At 44.4% G+C, this 19,068-nt stretch carries 13 protein-coding genes and 8 tRNA genes; 12 read left to right on the forward strand and 9 right to left on the reverse strand.

Going from position 1 to position 19,068, the window contains the following annotated elements; all coding sequences use genetic code 11:
• Nucleotides 1-102: 102 nt before the first annotated feature.
• Together L1070_RS15970 and L1070_RS15975 are read right to left on the reverse strand one after the other, a co-directional pair.
• Nucleotides 103-178 (reverse strand) — tRNA-Glu (locus L1070_RS15970).
• A 34-nt stretch (nt 179-212) separates the two neighbouring features.
• Nucleotides 213-288, reverse strand: a tRNA-Ala gene (locus tag L1070_RS15975).
• Between the two features lie 660 nt (nt 289-948).
• On the opposite strand from L1070_RS15975, the gene L1070_RS15980 reads away from it, so the two are divergent.
• The 7 genes from L1070_RS15980 (at nt 949) to L1070_RS16010 (ending at nt 4,043) form a co-directional block, all read left to right on the forward strand.
• Nucleotides 949-1,024: transfer RNA gene (locus L1070_RS15980), tRNA-Val, on the forward strand.
• A gap of 38 nt (nt 1,025-1,062) precedes the next feature.
• A tRNA-Val gene (locus L1070_RS15985) sits at nt 1,063-1,138 on the forward strand.
• A gap of 187 nt (nt 1,139-1,325) precedes the next feature.
• A tRNA-Val gene (locus L1070_RS15990) sits at nt 1,326-1,401 on the forward strand.
• Between the two features lie 115 nt (nt 1,402-1,516).
• Nucleotides 1,517-1,592: transfer RNA gene (locus L1070_RS15995), tRNA-Val, on the forward strand.
• Between the two features lie 16 nt (nt 1,593-1,608).
• Nucleotides 1,609-1,684, forward strand: a tRNA-Val gene (locus tag L1070_RS16000).
• Nucleotides 1,685-1,717: 33 nt separating this feature from the next.
• A tRNA-Val gene (locus tag L1070_RS16005) sits at nt 1,718-1,793 on the forward strand.
• Nucleotides 1,794-2,411: 618 nt separating this feature from the next.
• A complete protein-coding gene (locus tag L1070_RS16010; protein WP_343221763.1) occupies nt 2,412-4,043 on the forward strand; it encodes a response regulator in 1,632 nt (543 codons plus the stop codon).
• Here the strand turns inward: L1070_RS16010 and msrB are convergent.
• Nucleotides 4,040-4,480, reverse strand: a complete 441-nt coding sequence (gene msrB, locus L1070_RS16015; RefSeq protein ID WP_237126309.1) for a peptide-methionine (R)-S-oxide reductase MsrB — start codon at nt 4,478-4,480, stop codon at nt 4,040-4,042. The genes L1070_RS16010 and msrB overlap by 4 nt on opposite strands.
• Nucleotides 4,481-4,489: 9 nt before the next feature.
• On the reverse strand, nt 4,490-4,975 hold the full coding sequence (locus L1070_RS16020; RefSeq protein WP_237126310.1) for a DUF2919 domain-containing protein: 486 nt from the start codon (nt 4,973-4,975) through the stop codon (nt 4,490-4,492).
• 269 nt (nt 4,976-5,244) lie between these two features.
• On the opposite strand from L1070_RS16020, the gene L1070_RS16025 reads away from it, so the two are divergent.
• Nucleotides 5,245-5,670, forward strand: coding sequence for a GNAT family N-acetyltransferase (locus tag L1070_RS16025; protein ID WP_237126311.1), 426 nt, complete (start codon nt 5,245-5,247; stop codon nt 5,668-5,670).
• A 39-nt stretch (nt 5,671-5,709) separates the two neighbouring features.
• Here L1070_RS16025 and ligA read toward each other — a convergent pair whose 3' ends face one another.
• The 4 genes from ligA to L1070_RS16045 form a co-directional block, all read right to left on the reverse strand.
• Entirely contained in the window at nt 5,710-7,728 is a 2,019-nt protein-coding gene (gene ligA, locus L1070_RS16030; RefSeq protein ID WP_237126312.1) for an NAD-dependent DNA ligase LigA, read from the reverse strand.
• An 81-nt stretch (nt 7,729-7,809) separates the two neighbouring features.
• Complete coding sequence (gene zipA, locus L1070_RS16035) at nt 7,810-8,538, reverse strand: cell division protein ZipA (RefSeq protein WP_237126313.1); 729 nt, start codon at nt 8,536-8,538, stop codon at nt 7,810-7,812.
• A gap of 18 nt (nt 8,539-8,556) precedes the next feature.
• Nucleotides 8,557-11,952 carry an AAA family ATPase gene (locus L1070_RS16040; protein WP_237126314.1) on the reverse strand — a complete coding sequence of 1,132 codons (3,396 nt, stop codon included), beginning with the start codon at nt 11,950-11,952 and terminating at the stop codon, nt 8,557-8,559.
• 54 nt (nt 11,953-12,006) lie between these two features.
• A complete protein-coding gene (locus L1070_RS16045) occupies nt 12,007-12,738 on the reverse strand; it encodes an RNA methyltransferase (protein ID WP_237126315.1) in 732 nt (243 codons plus the stop codon).
• A gap of 342 nt (nt 12,739-13,080) precedes the next feature.
• On the opposite strand from L1070_RS16045, the gene L1070_RS16050 reads away from it, so the two are divergent.
• A complete protein-coding gene (locus L1070_RS16050; protein WP_237126316.1) occupies nt 13,081-13,506 on the forward strand; it encodes a hypothetical protein in 426 nt (141 codons plus the stop codon).
• Nucleotides 13,507-13,573: 67 nt separating this feature from the next.
• On the opposite strand, the gene L1070_RS16055 is transcribed toward L1070_RS16050, so the two are convergent.
• Nucleotides 13,574-16,075: a S8 family serine peptidase gene (locus L1070_RS16055; RefSeq protein ID WP_237126317.1), complete on the reverse strand. Its 2,502-nt coding sequence runs from the start codon at nt 16,073-16,075 to the stop codon at nt 13,574-13,576.
• A 485-nt stretch (nt 16,076-16,560) separates the two neighbouring features.
• On the opposite strand from L1070_RS16055, the gene L1070_RS16060 reads away from it, so the two are divergent.
• The 3 genes from L1070_RS16060 (at nt 16,561) to L1070_RS16070 (ending at nt 19,067) form a co-directional block, all read left to right on the forward strand.
• Complete coding sequence (locus L1070_RS16060) at nt 16,561-17,028, forward strand: hypothetical protein (protein ID WP_070987252.1); 468 nt, start codon at nt 16,561-16,563, stop codon at nt 17,026-17,028.
• A 24-nt stretch (nt 17,029-17,052) separates the two neighbouring features.
• Nucleotides 17,053-18,573 (forward strand): curlin, encoded by a 1,521-nt coding sequence (locus L1070_RS16065; RefSeq protein WP_237126318.1) that lies wholly within the window; start codon nt 17,053-17,055, stop codon nt 18,571-18,573.
• 110 nt (nt 18,574-18,683) lie between these two features.
• Nucleotides 18,684-19,067 carry a CsgE family curli-type amyloid fiber assembly protein gene (locus L1070_RS16070; RefSeq protein WP_070987256.1) on the forward strand — a complete coding sequence of 128 codons (384 nt, stop codon included), beginning with the start codon at nt 18,684-18,686 and terminating at the stop codon, nt 19,065-19,067.
• Nucleotide 19,068 lies beyond the last annotated feature (1 nt).

Here is a 19,068-nt window from a genome sequence, read left to right on the forward strand (position 1 = left end):
TATTTCTGTGTCACTAGGACTGGCTATTTTAGCTCTCACCATATGAGCTTTATACATCTAAGTATTACTCGAGAATACTTAGAAAACATCACTTAAATTAAGTGGCGTCCCCTAGGGGATTCGAACCCCTGTTACCGCCGTGAAAGGGCGGTGTCCTAGGCCTCTAGACGAAGGGGACACAAATATGTGCTCTAGGACATTGCACTGTAAAATGGTGGAGCTATGCGGGATCGAACCGCAGACCTCTTCGCTGCCAGCGAAGCGCTCTCCCAGCTGAGCTATAGCCCCATTTCTAACGGACTTTGCAAAGTTAATTGCTCGTCTGTATCGCTGAGTGCGGGGCGCATTCTATGCAGGGCCACAAACAAAGTCAACAGTTTTTCACGAACTTTTTATCAAACGTTTTAAAAAACACCAATTCGATGACAATATAACCATCAAGCCATTAAAAAACAATAAAAAGCCTTGTTTTCGCTCAAAAAAACGGCTGTAGGAAAGAGCTATAAATGTAACTTCGCTCGAGGCCTGCTCACCTGCTGATTAATTTTATTCCACTTAGTCGTATCTTGTCGCGAAATATTTTAAAAACCTGATAGTGGCTCTTGCACTTTTTAATCGCTACCGCCCTGCTCTTTATAAAGCATTAGGTTTAGTGTGCCATAAATGAATGTGCCCCTAACCGAACAATTTCAATCTACAATTCAGAGTGTTTCTTCTACTCACGTTAATAACGTAAGCCCACTTCATTGATGAATAGGGTAATACGCTTATGTAGAACCACTTATTTTTCGCGACGAATTTGCTTATGTAATAATGAAGAGCAATTACGAACTGGCGATAAAAACCGCACATAAACTAAAATTGTAACTTCAAGTATTGACACTATTTCAAGTCTCCCTATAATAGCGCCCCACAACGACGCAGCAATTGTCGTTGTAACTTAGATATGGGTCGTTAGCTCAGTTGGGAGAGCATCGCCCTTACAAGGCGAGGGTCACTGGTTCAAGTCCAGTACGACCCACCACTTTCAAAGGTGGTGTGTATTATCTAAGGTTCTATATCGGGTCGTTAGCTCAGTTGGGAGAGCATCGCCCTTACAAGGCGAGGGTCACTGGTTCAAGTCCAGTACGACCCACCATTTTAAAATGGTGAATTTGGGAGAGCATCACCGCCCTTTTAACGAAAGGCGAGGATATCTGGTTAAATCCAGTAAAACCCAGGATTTTAGAATGGTGAATTTGGGAGAGCATCACCGCCCTTTTAACGAAAGGCGAGGATATCTGGTTAAATCCAGTAAAACCCACCATTATAGAACAAACCGATTAGGGTGATTAGCTCAGTTGGGAGAGCATCGCCCTTACAAGGCGAGGGTCACTGGTTCAAGTCCAGTATCACCCACCATCTTCTAAAGGTGGTAAATTTGGGAGAGCATCGCCGCCCTTCATAACGAAAGGCGAAGATAACTGGTTAAATCCAGATCGCCCACCACTTTCTACAGAAAGTATAAAATCTAAATGGGTCGTTAGCTCAGTTGGGAGAGCATCGCCCTTACAAGGCGAGGGTCACTGGTTCAAGTCCAGTACGACCCACCATTTAGATACTCTTTGCGGGTCGTTAGCTCAGTTGGGAGAGCATCGCCCTTACAAGGCGAGGGTCACTGGTTCAAGTCCAGTACGACCCACCATTCATTTGGTGTACGCAAAGAACTGATTATTTGGGGTCGTTAGCTCAGTTGGGAGAGCATCGCCCTTACAAGGCGAGGGTCACTGGTTCAAGTCCAGTACGACCCACCATTTAATCAAAAAGCACCTTCTTATAACTCCTTATTGAATATCAACATAAAGCATTGAATATCAACATAAAGCATTGAATATCACCATAAAGCGCATCGCCGCCCCTTTTGACAAAAGGCGAAAGTCACAGGTTCACCTCCAGTACGACCCACCATTTAATCAAAAAGTACCTTCGTATAACTCCTTATTGAATATCACCATAAAGCGCATCGCCGCCCCTTTTAACAAAAGGCGAAAGTCACAGGTTCACCTCCAGTACGACCCACCATTTAATCAAAAAGCACCTTCGTATAACTCCTTATTGAATATCACCATAAAGCGCATCGCCGCCCTTTTAACAAAAAGGCGAAAGCCACAGATTCTGCTCAAGTACGACCCACCATTTAATCAACACTCGCTTTCAAAAGTCATCTCTTAATATTTTATGACTGGCCTTATAGTTTTCGAACCCAATAGTATGCGCTTATCTTCCATTGCAGAATTCTAAATAAAGCTTACAACACACAAAAACTAATACATTAGGATGGTTTGGTTTTATCAAATCCCTCTAAATATTTTAAATCCATAGATAAGCGTCTAGACTTGGAACAGGTCTTTCATCAGAAGTTGCTTTGGTAAGTGAGTATACAGCCCTTTGTTAATTCCAAAATTTTGATTGTTGAAGAGCAGCCACTCGCATTGAGTTATATGAAGCGCTCTTTAGAACAATTAAGCTTTAGAGATATGCAGTTTGCAGAGAATAGCTCCGTTGCCAAAGACCTATGCAAAACGCATAACTTTGAACTTATCATTTGCTCATTTGATCTCACCCATGGGCAAGATGGCTACCAACTTTATGAAGAACTTAAGCATAAGAAGCTTATAAAAAAAACCACTGCGTTTATCTTTGTGTCTGCTGAAACCAGTCCTGCTGTAGTGCACAGTATTTTAGAACTAAACCCTGACGAATTTTTAGTAAAACCTTTCTCAATCAAAGAACTGAAAACCAGAATTGACAGAGTGCTTAGACGTAAGCATGCACTCAAAAACATCTATGCTTTGATCGATGACGGTAATGATTCCAAAGCACTCAAGCTCATTGATAATGACCTTGATAAGCAAGATCACGCTTACAGCCCGATTCTGTTAAAGCTCAAAGGTGAAATATTATTACGTCTTCGGCGCATTGACGATGCAAAGCACTTTTATAAATCAGCTCTGGAATTACAAAAGTTTACCTGGGCAAAAGTTGGGCTAATTGAAGCGCTTATCATAAATAATGAAGATGCGATTGCACAGCGTATGCTGGCAAGCATGTTGGAGCAACCTGAGACACGCTTGGTCGCGCTCGACCTACTAGGTAGACTGGAGATTAAGCTCAACCTGCTTGAACAAGCACAGCAACGGCTTAAAGAGGCCTCAATTATTGCGCCGCGTAACATTGACAGGCAAAAGTCACTAGGACGTGTGGCGTCGCTTAATCACGACTATGAATGTAATTATAACGCCATGAAGGACATAGCCCATTTTGCTAAAAACTCTATTCATGACGGGCCCGAAGTATATTTAAACGCAGCAAGAGCGGGTATCGACTTTGCGTTAACCACCGATCAAGCCGAGTTGATCAACCGCATCACTAGGCAAACCCAGCAATATCTTGGCGATTTAAAAAAGCAATTTCCAGATGCCACTAACCAAGAGCAGATAGATGTGCTCCATGCCCGTATTCATTACCTCAAAGACGAGAGCAAAAAGGCACGCCAGCTCATTGAACAACTAGATGATGAACCCTCTATTCGTTCAGTCGATGCGGCGCTTGATAAGGCCAAAGCTTTACATGAGCTTGGTTTTCACTCCAAGGCACAAGATTTGTTTACACAGATCATCGCACACTGTAAGCGTCACAAGCAGGTCAGCGACCCCATTACAATGCGCTACATACAACAACAGCAAGATGAACGTCGCGATATTACTATGGGTCCTAAAGAGCTAAATAACCATGCCGTTACCCAGTTTAAAAAAGGTCAACTGGAAGTGGCTATGGAGGCTTTTGCGCAGGCATTTAGGATCATGCCCAAAAACCCCAGTATTGCCTTAAACCTACTACAGTGTATGTTGGATCACACAGGCAAAAGCGGACAAACTTTTAATTCAGCTTTAGCAAAAAAATGCTACAACACCTTAAGCACAATGTCGCTTGATGCTGAGCAACATACTCGCTTTGCAAAAATACTCTCACACATGCAAGAGCTTGGTCTGTCACTCGATTAAAGCTTTTTCATAGACAATGCATTTACACAATAGCGCAGCCCACTTGGCGGTGGCCCGTCAGGAAAAACATGCCCCAGATGTGCATCGCAAACATTACATACTATTTCAATACGCTGCATACCATGCGAACTATCGCTGATGTAAGCAATGGCATTAGTTTGGGCAGGCTGGGTGAATGAGGGCCAGCCAGAGCCACTTTCAAACTTTTCATCGCCATCAAACAATACATTGCCACAACACGTACACGCATACTTACCCGGCTCAAACACACTACAACTGCCACCACTAAATGGCCGTTCAGTTCCTTTGTTACGCGTAATTTGGTAAACCTCATCACTGAGTTCACTTTGCCACTGCTGCGGGGTTTTCTCAATTTTGTGACTGGGTTGTGGGTTGCCATGATTGGCAAAGTTTAAAATATCGCGCCATTTAAGCATAACCGCTCCTTATTTTTTCTTATCCTGCTGCTCTGGTTCCGGCCAATCGTTAAAAAAGCAGCCTAAGTATTTGCTTTTGAGTAAGTATAGAATGACCCAAAGCAACATCACCATCTGCACCGCAATATACATAGAAAATTGATAGTGGCTTTGCGATGCTTGCATCACCAACCAGCTTAAATCTGCAATCGCAGTAAACACAAGTGGCCAGCGCATGTAGCGCCAATATTTGGCAAGTTTTTGGGAGCTGCTAGGCCGGCGCAACGAAAAGAGCACCGTCGGTACTAATGCTATCGCACCGATACCTAACGACACAAAAAAGTGTGTTTTTGATTGAAAAAACAAAGACATTAAATCTAAATCAGGACGACGAGCAAGGGCTGAGAAAATCCATAGTAAGTAGGCCCGCAACAGCACCACGAGCGTTAAATTAAATCCTATCGGCGTACGATATACTCCATACTTATCCCAGTATTCTGGGCCATACTGCTTCATTCATTCTCTCCCACCGCCGACTCGTACTTAATTTAAATACATTTATTTTTTGATGTAACCGAAATGGAGGCCGTTTTAACATTATTCAAGACCATCATGCAGCCACTTTACCACTTGTTGCTGAGTGTTGCGAAAGCTCGCTAAGTGCAAACGTCTGTGCAAATGAATAATCTATTGACGCTTTATGATGTTATTCATAGTTTTTGTAGCTATGTTTGATAATCGCACAATGCTATCAAGCCTCGGCCCTATTACTGTGGAGCACTTTTTTGAAAATAGAATTATCGACCTCGCCTACGGCGCAACAACTCGATGCAATTAACAAGGGTATTGCCACGTTTAATGCGCAACATATGAAATGTGATGGTGATTTTGACTTAGGATTCCGATTTGTTATTACCGTACAAAATGTACAAGGTGACATCATAGGTGGACTGCAAGCAAGCGTCATCTGGAGTTATTGCCTATTGGAGCTATTGTGGCTTTCAGAACACACGAGAGGGCTTGGAATTGGCTCGACGCTCATGCAACATTTGGAGGAGTTTGCCCGCAGCAAAGGCCTACATCAAATTCGCACTGAAACATTAGACTTTCAGGCCAAACCCTTTTACGAAAAACTTGGCTACCAAGAGTATGGGGTACTTGAAGACACACCGCCCGGACATACCAGCTACTTCTTGGCTAAGAAGCTATAAAAACGCGCACGAAGGCGCGTTTAACTCGTCTAAAGCCCGTCACTCATACTGCGCAAACAAAGCTATCAGTGCATCTTCATCCAGCACATCAATACCCAGCTCTTGTGCCTTGGTAAGCTTAGAGCCCGCCTTTTCACCGGCCACCAGCGCATGAGTGTTTTTAGACACACTCCCAGAGACTTTCGCGCCCAACGCTTGAAGTCGCGCCTTCGCATCGTTTCTATTTAACTGGCTCAGTGTGCCCGTCAATACATAGGTTAGCCCTGCCAATGGCTGTTGTTGCTCAGATTTTTGCTCTATGTCGGGCCAATTTAAGCCCACGGCTAATAGTGCACTGACCACCTCTTGGTTATGAGGTTCATTGAAAAACGCGTGAAGATGCTGTGCCACGATGACCCCTACATCACTCACCTCCTGCAAGGCATCTATCGATGCACTCATCACCTTATCGAGGGTTAAAAAATGATTTGCCAAGTTTTGCGCGGTGGCTTCCCCAACTTCGCGAATACCCAGCGCATAGAGAAATTTCGCTAGAGTTGTGGTTTTCGAAGCTTCTAAGGCCTCTACAAGGTTTTTCGCAGACTTTGGACCCATACGCTCAAGGGATTCAAAGTGCCCTTGCTTTAACACGAATAAATCCGCTGGCGTATGCACCAGCTCTCTATCCACCAGCTGTTCGACAATTTTGTCGCCAAGACCATCAACATCCAATGCCTTACGAGAGGCAAAGTGCTTAATGGCCTGTTTGCGCTGTGCTTGGCACACCAAGCCTCCCGTACAACGCGTCACCGCTTCTCCCTCAACGCGCTCCACATGTGAATTACACACAGGGCAATGCTCAGGAAACTCAATTTCACGGACATTGTCAGGGCGGCGATCTAAGACCACCTGTGTCACCTGAGGGATCACATCTCCTGCACGGCGCACAATCACGGTATCACCTATTTTTACGCCTAGGCGGTCAATTTCATCGCGATTATGTAATGTCGCGTTTGATACCGTCACGCCACCGACAAACACAGGCTCTAGCCTCGCAACAGGCGTGATGGCACCAGTTCTACCAACCTGAAACTCAACATCTAATAATTGCGTGATCTCTTCCTGAGCAGGAAATTTAAACGCGATAGCCCAACGTGGCGCGCGTGCTACAAAGCCGAGTTGCTGCTGATAGGCCTTGTCATTGACCTTGATCACCACACCATCAATTTCATATGCCAGCTCACCACGACGAGCCAAAATATCTTGATAATACTCAATAACTTGCTCTGTGCCCTCAACAAGGCGTGTCTCTGGGCACATCGGAAAGCCCCACTCGGTGAGCTTTTTCAACTGTGCAAAATGCTCATTGGGCAGTTGCGCGCCTTGCACAACACCAAGCGAGTACGCGTAAAACATCAAAGGACGTTTAGCGGTAATTTTTGAGTCAAGCTGTCGCAAGCTCCCCGCCGCTGCATTACGCGGGTTGGCAAAGGTTTTTTCGCCTTTTGCTAAGGCGGTTTCATTTAGTCGTGCAAACCCTGCGCTATCCATAAATACTTCACCACGCACCTCAAGCTCTTGAGGAATATCATCACCGCGCAGTCGCAGTGGAATATTGCGGATGGTTTTAACGTTCTCGGTAATGTTTTCACCAACTTGACCATCACCACGCGTGGCAGCCTGAACCAATACCCCATCACGATATAAAATCGATACCGCCAAACCATCCAGCTTAGGTTCGCAGCAAAACGCTAACTCTTGAGTACTTAACAAACGCTCTTTGATACGTCGATTGAATGCTGTGAACTCAGCCTCATCGAAGGCGTTGTCTAAAGACAGCATGGGCACTTGGTGTTGGACTTGCTCAAACTTACCCAATGCTTCACCGCCCACTTTTTGTGAAGGAGAGTCTGCGGTTAAAAGCTCTGGATGTGCCGTTTCAAGCGCAATAAGCTCTCGCATTAGGCGATCATATTCCGCATCCGGTACCGTTGGATTATCCATCACATAATATTGATAGTTATGCTCTTCTAACTGCGCCCTTAGGCTGAGGATTTGATTATTAATTGGCTCTGACATTGGCACCTCTAAAACACAAAAGCCACGAACACACTTTGAGGCTTCGTGGCTTAAAAAATAATTACTTATAAATAATCTAGGTTATGAAAACTCACGTACCCTTTCAACATATGCGCGCACAGTGTTCACACTCAGCGGCTCGCGGTTGCTATCTAATACAGTTGCGCCAAATTCATCGGCTAGCTTCTTGGCTGCACCATGTAACATATTAAAAGCAGCTAAGCCATCACCATCACAAGGCAATGTCATAAACAGGCTCACCCCAGCGGTGCTGAACTGTTCCATATTATCTATATCGAACGTGCCTGGGTTAAACATATTTACCAATCTAAACAATACAGGTCCATTGCCCGAAGGCTCCACATGGCGGTTAAAAAAGCCCTCTTCCGAGTATTTAAAGCCCAAGCTTAACACCGAAGGTAGTAGACGGGAGCCTGCCATACTTAGTCCCTCTGGCATCTCGATATGCAAAATAATAAAGTCTTGAGGCTCTTGTGCAGGCTGTGCCTGATCATCATCTGCTTCGTCTTGTTGAACGGCCTCTGCTTCGTCCTCAGCCACATGCGCCACGTTATCTTCTTGATGTTGCGGCTCGTCGTCCGTGGCGGCAAAGCTTAACTCACCTAATTCAGGTTCATCATCAAACGTCGCTTTGGTTGTGCTTGGCTCATCGGTAGGCTCTGCTTTGTTGTTTGCTTGTGTAGATTCTTCGCCGCCCTTTTTACGTACCGACCAAAGCCCATGGATCAACAGTCCACCAATTACCAATGCGCTGATCACAATTAACGCCCATCTTAACTCTGTGGCCATCACTCACCTTTTTTATTATTACGCTTGTGCCATCTGCACCGCTTGTTCAATATCTACAGCAACCATACGCGAAACACCAGGTTCTGCCATGGTTACCCCTGTCAACCGTCCAGCCATTTCCATGGCTATCTTGTTATGGCTGATATATATAAATTGCACCGTTTGCGACATTTCTTCAACCAGACGGCAAAACCGTCCTACGTTGGCATCATCAAGTGGCGCGTCAACTTCATCGAGCATACAAAATGGTGCTGGATTAAGTCTAAATATAGAAAACACCAATGATAATGCGGTCAGCGCTTTTTCTCCACCACTTAACAGATGAATTGTCGAGTTTTTCTTTCCAGGCGGCCTTGCCATGATAGAAACGCCGCTTTCAAGTAGATCGTCACTGGTCAATTCCAGATATGCACTACCGCCGCCAAACACTTTTGGAAACAGCTCAGCTAAGTCTTCATTTACTTGATCAAAGGTTGATTTAAAACGCGTTTTTGTTTCTCTGTCAATTTTCTTTATCGCCCCTTCCAAAGTATCTAACGCCGCAGTTAAGTCATCTAATTGGGTATCTAAGTACTCTTTTCTGTTTTTTGCCTGTTCAAACTCATCAATCGCAGCAAGGTTTACCGCCCCCAGCTCAGACAAATTTTGACTGACCTTGTTCAGCTTTGCTTGATGTGTTCCCTGCTGAGCGTCATCAGATAACTGCTCTAACACGCTTTTTAAGTTTTGCTGTAACTCTTGCAAAGGCTCCAACGCGGCCTGTGCTTTGATCATTAAACCTTGTTCATCTAACTTAAGCTGTTGTAACTTCTCATTTAGCCCTTGTACTTCAGACTGCGCACTTTTCAAGCTAGCTTGTTTTTCATGTAGCTCGTGCTTTGCCTGTGCAAGCTGTTGTTGCAATTGCCCAAGTACTTGTTGCTGCGCTTGTTGAGTTGCCAACAATTGCGCTATCTTTTCATCCGCTTCAGCCAATGGTTCTTGCAACATCATTTGCTCTTCTAACAACTCCTGCAAGCGTTCTTGGCCTTGCTCTAAACTGTGTTGAAGATGTTCTGCCTTTGATTGGCTTAGCTGCCAGTCGCTATTGGTCTGTTGCTGAACCAACTTTGCATCGTGTAGATGCTGTTGCGCCTTTTGTTTGGCGGTTGCTGCTTGCTGCTGAGCATGTTTGGCGTCAGCAAATTGCTGTGAAAAGCGCGAACTCTCCTGTTCAAGCTGCGCCAAGTGTTCATCACATTGTATTAACGCTTGCTGACATTGTTGTTCTTTTTGTTCTTGGAGGTGTTGTCTCTCTATCGTTTGTTGCTGTTGCTCGCGTAACACTTGGCATTGCTCCTGCCATTGCACAACCTGCTCCTTGAGCATATCAATTCGAGTTTGTGCGCTGGCCATGTCCTGAGCCAGTTGATGGATCTGATCTTTGTTTTGCAGCTGGCGATGCTCACTTTGTCTGAGCGCCTCAGTTATCTCTGCCAGTTCACTTTGTACTTGCTGCTGTTGCTGTTCAAGTTCCGGTCGCTGTTGTTCCAGCTCCCTCAACTTGGCACGTTGTAGTAATACGCCGCTGCCCTGCTGAGAGTCTGGTATGCCCGCTCGCCAATTCTTGCCGTATAATGTGCCTTGCCTATCTACAGCCATCAACCAGTCTCCATCACTCTGATATGACTGGTTAGTTTCAAGCAGTTGAATATGATTCAGTAAATCGGGGTAGCAGCCCGACTCCACCATAGTTGCAACGCTGCCGTCTCGCGGCTGTGCTTCACTAGGCCAAACCGCGTTATTACTTTCACCTATAGCTTGTTTTAGCTCTGTCAGCCCCAGCAAAGCGCGCTCTACCACACTTTCATAACCTGGTTTCACGCGTAAAGTGTTTAAGTAGCTTTCTTCATCACTGGTGCTGTGTTCAGACAACACTTGGGTGAGCGCGTTTATGTTAGCAATACAGTTTGCGTAGTCGGATTGGCAACTTTGAAAACGCAGCTGTTGCTGTTGCTGTTGCGCTTGCAATTGAGCTGCACGCTCTAAAAACTCTTTTGCTTGAGACTGCAGGCGAGCCATGCTCTGCGCTTTACTGCTATAAGACTGGCGCTGCTGTGCCAACTCTGCATCAGGGTTTTGTAATTCCAGTAACTTAAGTTGTTCTAAACTGACCTGATATTTCTCTTTTTCATGGTTCAGCGACTGCTGTGCTTGAGATAAATTTTGCTGTGCTTGATGGTGCTGCTGCTGAGCCTGTGATTGTTCGGTTTGTAACGCGTGTTGACGCGCCTCAAGCTCAGCAAAGCGCTCTAATAAGGATTGGTAGCTTTGCTCACATTCTTGGTACTGCGCTTCATAAACAAGCACCTCTTCGGTACTTTGTTGCAATGCATCGTAGTACTCTTCCACCCGCTGCTTTTGCTGAGCAAGTAAATGTTCAGCTTCGTGATATGCTTGTTGTTGTTTGTCTAGTGCTTCTTGCAGTGCACGTAACTTATCTAACAAATGAATTTTTTGCTGCTCGCTACGAGTTAATTCGGTATGCGTTACATGGATGCTTTGTTGTTGCACACCGACGCCATCATTTATTTGCGCCACCTGTCCTTCGAGACTCGCCAGCACATCATCATGACCACCATGCGCATTGTTAAAAAAGTCTAGCTCTTGCGTGAGCTTGGCGATTTGTTCTGACTTTTGTTGCTGTTTTTGATGCAGGGCTTGCCACTTCAGTACCGCAAGCTCCCCTTTTAGCGTGCGCTCTTGTGCCTTTAGGCTACGATACGCTTTCGCATCCTCAGCTTGTAGTGCTAACTTGTCCAGCTGTGCTTGCAGCTCCTGTCGCATGTCCAACAAACGCTCTAGGTTTTCTCGCGTACTTTTGATGCGAGTTTGCGTTTCTCTGCGTCGCTCCTTGTATTTTGACACACCCGCGGCTTCTTCGAGAAAAACTCTGAGCTCTTGGGGTTTACTTTCAATTAGACGAGAGATCATGCCTTGCTCAATAATGGCATAACTGCGTGGACCCAGCCCTGTACCTAGGAAAATATCAGTAATATCGCGCTTACGACACTTACTACCATTTAAGAAGTACAGTGATTGCCCATCTCTGGTAACCAAACGTTTTATCGCAACTTGGGTTCTGTCGGCTAATGTGCCTGGTAGCTTTCCCGCAGCGTTGTCAAAAACCAGCTCTACAGAGGCCTGAGAGATGGCTTTACGATTGGTTGAGCCATTAAAGATAACATCGGTCATCGCATCGCCACGCAGGTTTTTTGCCGAGCTTTCACCCAGCACCCAGCGCACCGCATCAATCACATTAGATTTGCCGCAGCCGTTCGGGCCGACCACACAGGTCATAGGGTCTGGAAATGGGATCTTGGTTGGCTCGACAAATGACTTAAAGCCCGCCAGCTTGATACTGCTTAACCGCATATTGTTATTTTTATCCGCTACTTAAATGAAAGATAGCAAAGTGCACGATAAAAATTAACTACCACGCTTAATGTTATCCAAAATAATGCCCGTTGCCATGGCTACATTCAAAGACTCTGCGCCACCAAACGCTGGAATGGTGATGGGTGAGTTAATATATTGACCTACTTGCTCGCTAATACCGTGTGACTCACTGCCCATCACCAGCACACCTTGTGTAGCAAACTGAGTGCTGTGAACGCTTTGTCCATCCAAATAGGCACCATAAATTGCGCCATCATAGTCCGCTAAAAATTCTACTATATTAGTACGCACTACACTTACTCGAACAAAGGAGCCCATTGTGGCACTGATCACTTTTGGATTGAGATGATCTGCACACTCCTCGCTAAGCACAATTTGTTTAAAGCCATACCAATCTGCAACACGAATGATAGTACCGAGATTGCCAGGATCAGATACACCGTCGAGAGCTAAAATCATACCTGAACTATCAATAGGTTGCTCATCTGGAAACTTGACTACCGCAATTGCAGCATTGTTGCTGGTTAACGTACTGGCTTTGGTTAAGCTGTCACTATCAGCTTCAATCACATTGATGCCTTTTAGCTGTGACTGGTGCTTGGCGATAAACTCAGCGCTGGCGAACAGCTGCTCAGCAGGGATATCCGCTCCTAGCAACTCTAATACATTTTTTTCACCTTGTACTAAATACAAGCCGTGTTGTTTGCGATATTTTTTCTGTGCAAGCGCACGCAAGAGTTTTAGTTGATTTTTAGAGATCATAACAGCCCCGATAGATGAGCTTCGAATTATACCTGAGGCGCAGAAGATTGCGAGGGCTCAGCACCACGTCCATTTAATTACCACTGTGAGTAACTCTCTTAATCAGGAAATGATGTTTAAACTACTTCTGAACACTTTAAGTTTCTATTTGAAAAATAAATAAAAATTTAATTACCCCCCAAAACAACAACAAACTCTCGACAAAGAGACCAAACTGCAAGAGAACTTGCCAATAACAATTCAACTAATCTAAACAATTAAAGTTGTACCTAAAAAACACCCGTTGACTAATTAAAATCTACGCGTTAGTTTTGTCGCGGATTTTTAAAAGGAAAATTAATTATGAAAAAGACAAGTCTTGCACTTATTTTATCAACCTTAGCATTTTCATCATTCGCTAATGCATCAGCTTTAAATGTAAGCATCACTGAGCAGCCACGCCCAGGTGTACCACAAGCACGATGGACAGATGTGTATGTTGGTGAGTATGGCACAGGCACTGCAAAGTTTGATTACACAGTTTCAAACTACACAGTATCTTTCAAATGGGTAACCAATGAAGGTGTTGCTGGCGGCTGTAACATTTACTACGATGTAAACAGAGACAACTCAACTGACTTTGATTATCAAACAGCAAAAAGAAGATATAACAACACCAAGCAAATCTTGATGAACTTAAAAGCTGGTGACCACCTATTTATTCAATCTGGCTTTAGCAGCAACACGGCACCATGTGAAGTGACTCTAAAGCATAAAATTGGTTATTAATTTAAATTAATATATGAAAAGCGAGACCACTGGTCTCGCTTTTTCTTTTTGTTAGCTAGAAATTATATTAATTAAACGTAACCGTTACTTCTTCTGAACAGATATTTTCACCAACACAAATCTTATAAACATACTGCTCTTGCGTCGCTTGACGGATGAAGTCGCGGTATGTGCCTGTGTTGTCAGTTGTGTCAATTTTAACACCATCGCGGTACACATCTACCGTCTCTGATGTGGCACCTTGGTATGAAAGTTCGATACGCGCATAGTCAAGTCGTGTTTTGTTTGCACGCTTCACTTTAAGCTCAAGTACCGTATCAGCAACAGTCACAGACTGAACTTTGGTATTTGTACGACCACCTTCATCAGTCACACTCAGCGCTACATCATACGTACCTGCTGCGCCATAAGCATGTACAGGGTTTTGCTCTGTTGATGTATTGCCATCGCCAAAGTCCCACTCCCAGCTGACAATGTCATTGTTTGCGTCAGTACTACTGTCAGTGAAGGTAACATTAAGCATATCTGCTACATAACTAAATCCTGCAACAGGTTCGGCCGGTGAAACTTCACCTAAACCAGTTAATGTGAGTGACCACTGGTTCAATGTGCCCACGTCTTGAGCATAGGTGTCTTCAACACGTAGTACCCAATCGCCGGTTGCCACTTCACCGTTGAATGCATCAGATTCGAATGACTGATTAATGTCATCGGCACTGCCACCCGCTTTATTGTGTAATATCGCCGTTGTACCCTGTGGAGAAGTTAAGCTAACCAGCAAATCGCCGATATAAGTATGTGTAATATCTAAGAATGTGCTTGAACCAAAGATAGTTACATCATCAGCAACGGTAATCACGGAAGTAATACCTGCAGGGTCGTTATCAGGAATATCTGCGCTGCTATCATTGCTGTAATTAAACTCACTCAGACCTTGTGGATATACATAGACAGACACTGACTTAGTTTCTACCAATTCACCACTGGTTGCCGTAACCGTGAATGTGTAGCTGCCCCACTGAGTATCTTCTGTAGTTGGTACGGTTAAAGCAAAGCTTTGTCCCGGTTGAACAATGTCAGAAGACAGCACGGCCCCTGGTAACTCACTCTCTACCGTAAGCGCAATCTCACCAGTCCAATCTGCTACCGACAACACATCAAAGTTGTAGTTTGCGCTCTCACCGGCAACGATCTCTTGCGACATCGGCGTTACCGACAATCTAAAGCCAGGTTCTGGGTCTGCCGCTTCCAGCGCATTTGCTACATTTAAGCGTTTACCCGATACCACCTTACCATTAAGCGCAGCGTTATCATCGCCTGAGTCCATCAAGATTGCTTTAAGCTCAGCTGTGGTAAGTGTTGGGTTGACTGATAATGTCAACGCTGCGGCACCTGCAACGTGTGGTGTTGCCATAGATGTACCAGAATAAGATGAGTAACCACCACCTGGTACTGTCGATAGGATAGCTGAACCTGGTGCACCTAAGTCAACACTGGTTAAACCCCATTGTGAAAAGCTAGACATGTCATCTGTGTGAGTGGTACTTGCCACCGCTAATACTGACTCATGCTCATAGCTTGATGGATAATGTGGTGATGAATCGTTATCAACCGCGCTGTTACCCGCTGCTGCAACAAATAAAATACCCGCTTCTTCAGAGGCTGTAAGCGCATCAGCTAATGCTTGGCTAAAACCACCCCCACCCCAACTGTTGTTTGACACGCGAATATCCACGCCGGCTTCACGTAAACCAACTAGGTAATCGATACACTTGATAGCATCTGACGTTGTACCGCTGCCAGAGGCATCTAAGAACTTACAACCAACAATAGACACTTCATGGTTTACACCAGCTACGCCTGTACCATCATTGCCCAGAGCACCGATTGTACCAGAGACGTGTGTACCATGGCCTTGGTCATCCATAGGGTCGCCCACACCTGTGATAGCGTTGATACCGTGCACATCATCAATATAGCCGTTGCCATCATTGTCAATGCCATCTCCTGCGATTTCATTTGGGTTCACCCACATGTTGGCAGCAAGGTCAGGGTGAGTGTGGTCAACACCAGTGTCAATGACACCAACAATCACATCGCGACTACCGACAGAAATATCCCATGCTTCAGGGGCATCAATGTCAGCATCCGCCGTACCGCCTGTTTGACCTGTATTGTGCAAACCCCAAAGCTCATCAAATCGCGCGTCGTCCGGTATACCCATAACGCTTACCTTGTAATCTGGCTCAGCATACTCAACCGCAGGGTGCTGGCTCAACATGGCAATTGCTTCTTTGTGCGAGCGTTTTTTGTCTAATTTGAATTTGGCTAAGCGACCTTGCAAAACATAACGATAGGCATCATCGATTTCGTCATTGTTAAGGTCAGAGATTTTCGCGGCAACTAATTTTCGTGCCGAGATACGCTGCTCTTTCGTTGAATCTTTTTTGTAAACAACAATCAGCGCATCTTCAGATGCTGTGATCGACTGCTGTGTGTCCATTGAAATAGCCGCCTGTGAAAGGCAAGGAATAAGTGCAAGTGATAAAGCAGATAATTTTAATTTCATTGTTGGGATCCATAAATAAGTAATAGTCGTTCAGCCTTGGCTTTTGCCGCGAACTAAACACCTTTTGCAGCCTCAAAAACTGAGCCTACCGTTCATGAATTCCCACTTATCTAAACGCGAGTATATGAGTACATCGTATGAAATACTTCGTATGCACAATTACAAAGTACTTAAAACATAAATTAAGCAACCTAATCAGAAAACACCAAAAATTACTGTTCCGCAAGTACTTACCCGTAAAATCACAAAAACAGGTTAAAAACACAAAACAAAACATAAAATTAACAATAATGTATTATTACACCATGAATTTTGCGAATAATAACTCAACCTTTTTTACTGCTTTCAATCCTTAAAAAACAAGAAAACAAATAAGGCGTTGATTTAAACCAATTAATATTTCATTAAAATTTCGTATTTCTTATTTGGGGACACTTGTCTAATGTGAGGTACAAGGTTTGAGAATGAAGCAAAAGTGAAACAAAATGCTAACAAAAGAAAGGACCTGTTACCAAGCAAAAGCACACCTTCAACGTGGTGTCTTTTCCATGCTGACTGCGTGTTTTCTTTATAGCCCGTTCAACTTTGCAAGCACTCCAGATCTTATAGAGTCCCCCTTATCTTTGAGTATAAGCCCATCGTTGCAGATGCATGCACAGCTACACGCAACGGTTAAGCAAAATGGAACATTAAATAAAGCAACGATAAATCAAATAGGCGACGACATAAACTTGGTGTCCCTTGTGCAACTGGGTTCAAACAACTTGGCCGACATAACACAAGCAGGCGCTAACAATAGCGTTAACTTAATTCAGTATGGCGATAATAACTTTACCTCCATAGTGCAACAAGGTGACGCCAATATCGTCAATTTAACGCAACTTGGCGAGCAATCTTTGCTGATCCATCAGCTTGGTAGTGACATGGTGCTCAACATTAGCGTTACAAAATAAAAATGATTAACGAAGGAAACTATCATGCTTAAAAAGTCTCTCCTTACCTGTGCCATCGCAATGGCATTAGGTTGTGGCAATGCTGCGCTTGCAGCTGAGCAAACCAGCAAGAACACGCAAGGCGCTATTCAATCAGACTTTATGGCTGGTGCGCAGCACAACCGCGCTGAGATAACTCAAAACTCAACGGGCGGCTCCGGCGTGGGTAACGAAATCAACCTAACCCAAGGCGGCGAAACTAACGGCGCACAGCTATCAGTCACAGGCGATGCCAACAAACTTAGCAGTGAACAAACAGGTAATAATAATTTACAGATCGCGACAGTAGACGGTTTAGATAACCAGATTAGTAATTATCAATCTGGAAATGATGCGAAAACTCAGTTAGCTGTGACTGGAGATGCCAACATGCTGTCCCTGTCGCAAAGCGGCAATGCAGGATTAGGTGACATCGGTAACGAAGTTAAGGTCAATGCACAAGGTGATGCAAATACCATTAATGTACGTCAAGGTTCTGGTGGACACTGGACCTATATCAATGACTTGCAAGGTCATAACAATGAGATTTCTATCGAGCAAGACGGCGAGTGGAACGAAGTTAGAGTTCTAGAGGCTGTCGGCGATAACAATGAATTTGAAGTTGAGCAAAATGGCTTTTGGAACATCGCCGATATCAATGAGCTAACAGGTAATGACAACAAAATAAAAATCAAGCAAGACGGTGACCAAAACAACCTCCTCGTAGACCTACTCAATGGCGACGACAACCGTTTAGCGAGCGAACAATACGGTAACAATAACACTATCGCTTTTGCAATTGTTGAAGGTGAAGACAACAACTTAATCGTACAACAGCGTGGCGATGATAATAGCTTTAGTAGTGGTCTTATCGTAGGAAATGACAACAACCTAAATGGCCAACAAACAGGGAATGAGAATACGCTTGAAGTGGACATGGTTGGTAATGACAATACCTTTACCTCATTACAGATGGGTAGTTTGAATACCGCTTACATGGGTGTCGTTGGTGATGATAACCAGTTTACCAATACGCAACTTGGTGATGGTAACGTAAACCACTTAGCTAACTTCAATGGCTCTGACAACGTGTTTGTGACCAATCAAGTAGGTGATGATAACCATGCAATGATACAAACATCTCACCCAGATACGAGTTTAACTACCTCAGCAAACGACATCACGCTTAATCAAATCGGTAACGAGAACGATACTAGCGTAACGCTTAGTAGCGAAACAAGTAGTCAAAACAACACGCTTGACCTTGTTCAAGAAGGTAACCTCAATGCCATCGACCTTATGCTTGAAGGCTCAAATAACAGCATCGACATTGCCCAAACAGGGGATATGAATATGATAGTAGGCGTTGACCAAGGTGCATTTGTGGTTGCCGGTAATGATTTGAGCTTGAATATCACTCAAACAGGCACGGGCAACCTCGTAGAAGGTGGTATGTCGCAGCTCAATGGAGATGTGTCTGTCACCCAAATTGGTGACTACAACACGACCACGATTGTACAGCAATGATTCTCCATCCAATGAGGAGCGGCGTTTAATGCGCCCTCCTCTTTATTCCACTCATTGTGTAATCAGGCAGTATGGCGGCGGTGTAACTTTTTATACGAGCAGTTAGATTTATGCACAAGATCATAAGAACTCTAGGAATCATTATTTCCATCAGCATCAGTTTTGGCGCTAAAGCCGTGGATATTAGCGGCTTCTTGTTGGACCAAAGCATCAGCCGTTCGGGGCATGAATTTTATCGACAACTTAGTATATTGTGGCGAGACATCCCAGCGACAACAGGTGCGACCGTCACTATTAAAGAAACATTGTTACCAAAAGCAGGCACCGTTTTAACCGTAGAACTCAATCATCAGGTAGTGTACACCACGTATTTAGGGAGACGCCTATCTCCTATAGACGAACAAGTAGAACAAGCAGCACTTATTCTTATCAAAGTACTTGCCAGCAATAACTTCAGCAAGTTTAGTGATGACTTATCAAGCAGTGGTCTTTAAC

This window comes from Pseudoalteromonas sp. MMG022 (assembly GCF_021654245.1).
Classification (GTDB): domain Bacteria; phylum Pseudomonadota; class Gammaproteobacteria; order Enterobacterales; family Alteromonadaceae; genus Pseudoalteromonas; species Pseudoalteromonas amylolytica.

Coding starts and splice junctions, on each gene's coding strand:
- L1070_RS16040 (WP_237126314.1), bottom strand. CDS start 11,952: ATGCGGTTAAGCAGTATCAAGCTGGCGGGCTTTAAGTCATTTGTCGAG.
- L1070_RS16060 (WP_070987252.1), top strand. CDS start 16,561: ATGCTAACAAAAGAAAGGACCTGTTACCAAGCAAAAGCACACCTTCAA.
- L1070_RS16020 (WP_237126310.1), bottom strand. CDS start 4,975: ATGAAGCAGTATGGCCCAGAATACTGGGATAAGTATGGAGTATATCGT.
- L1070_RS16070 (WP_070987256.1), top strand. CDS start 18,684: ATGCACAAGATCATAAGAACTCTAGGAATCATTATTTCCATCAGCATC.
- ligA (WP_237126312.1), bottom strand. CDS start 7,728: ATGTCAGAGCCAATTAATAATCAAATCCTCAGCCTAAGGGCGCAGTTA.
- L1070_RS16050 (WP_237126316.1), top strand. CDS start 13,081: ATGAAAAAGACAAGTCTTGCACTTATTTTATCAACCTTAGCATTTTCA.
- L1070_RS16055 (WP_237126317.1), bottom strand. CDS start 16,075: ATGAAATTAAAATTATCTGCTTTATCACTTGCACTTATTCCTTGCCTT.
- L1070_RS16045 (WP_237126315.1), bottom strand. CDS start 12,738: ATGATCTCTAAAAATCAACTAAAACTCTTGCGTGCGCTTGCACAGAAA.
- zipA (WP_237126313.1), bottom strand. CDS start 8,538: ATGGCCACAGAGTTAAGATGGGCGTTAATTGTGATCAGCGCATTGGTA.
- msrB (WP_237126309.1), bottom strand. CDS start 4,480: ATGCTTAAATGGCGCGATATTTTAAACTTTGCCAATCATGGCAACCCA.
- L1070_RS16065 (WP_237126318.1), top strand. CDS start 17,053: ATGCTTAAAAAGTCTCTCCTTACCTGTGCCATCGCAATGGCATTAGGT.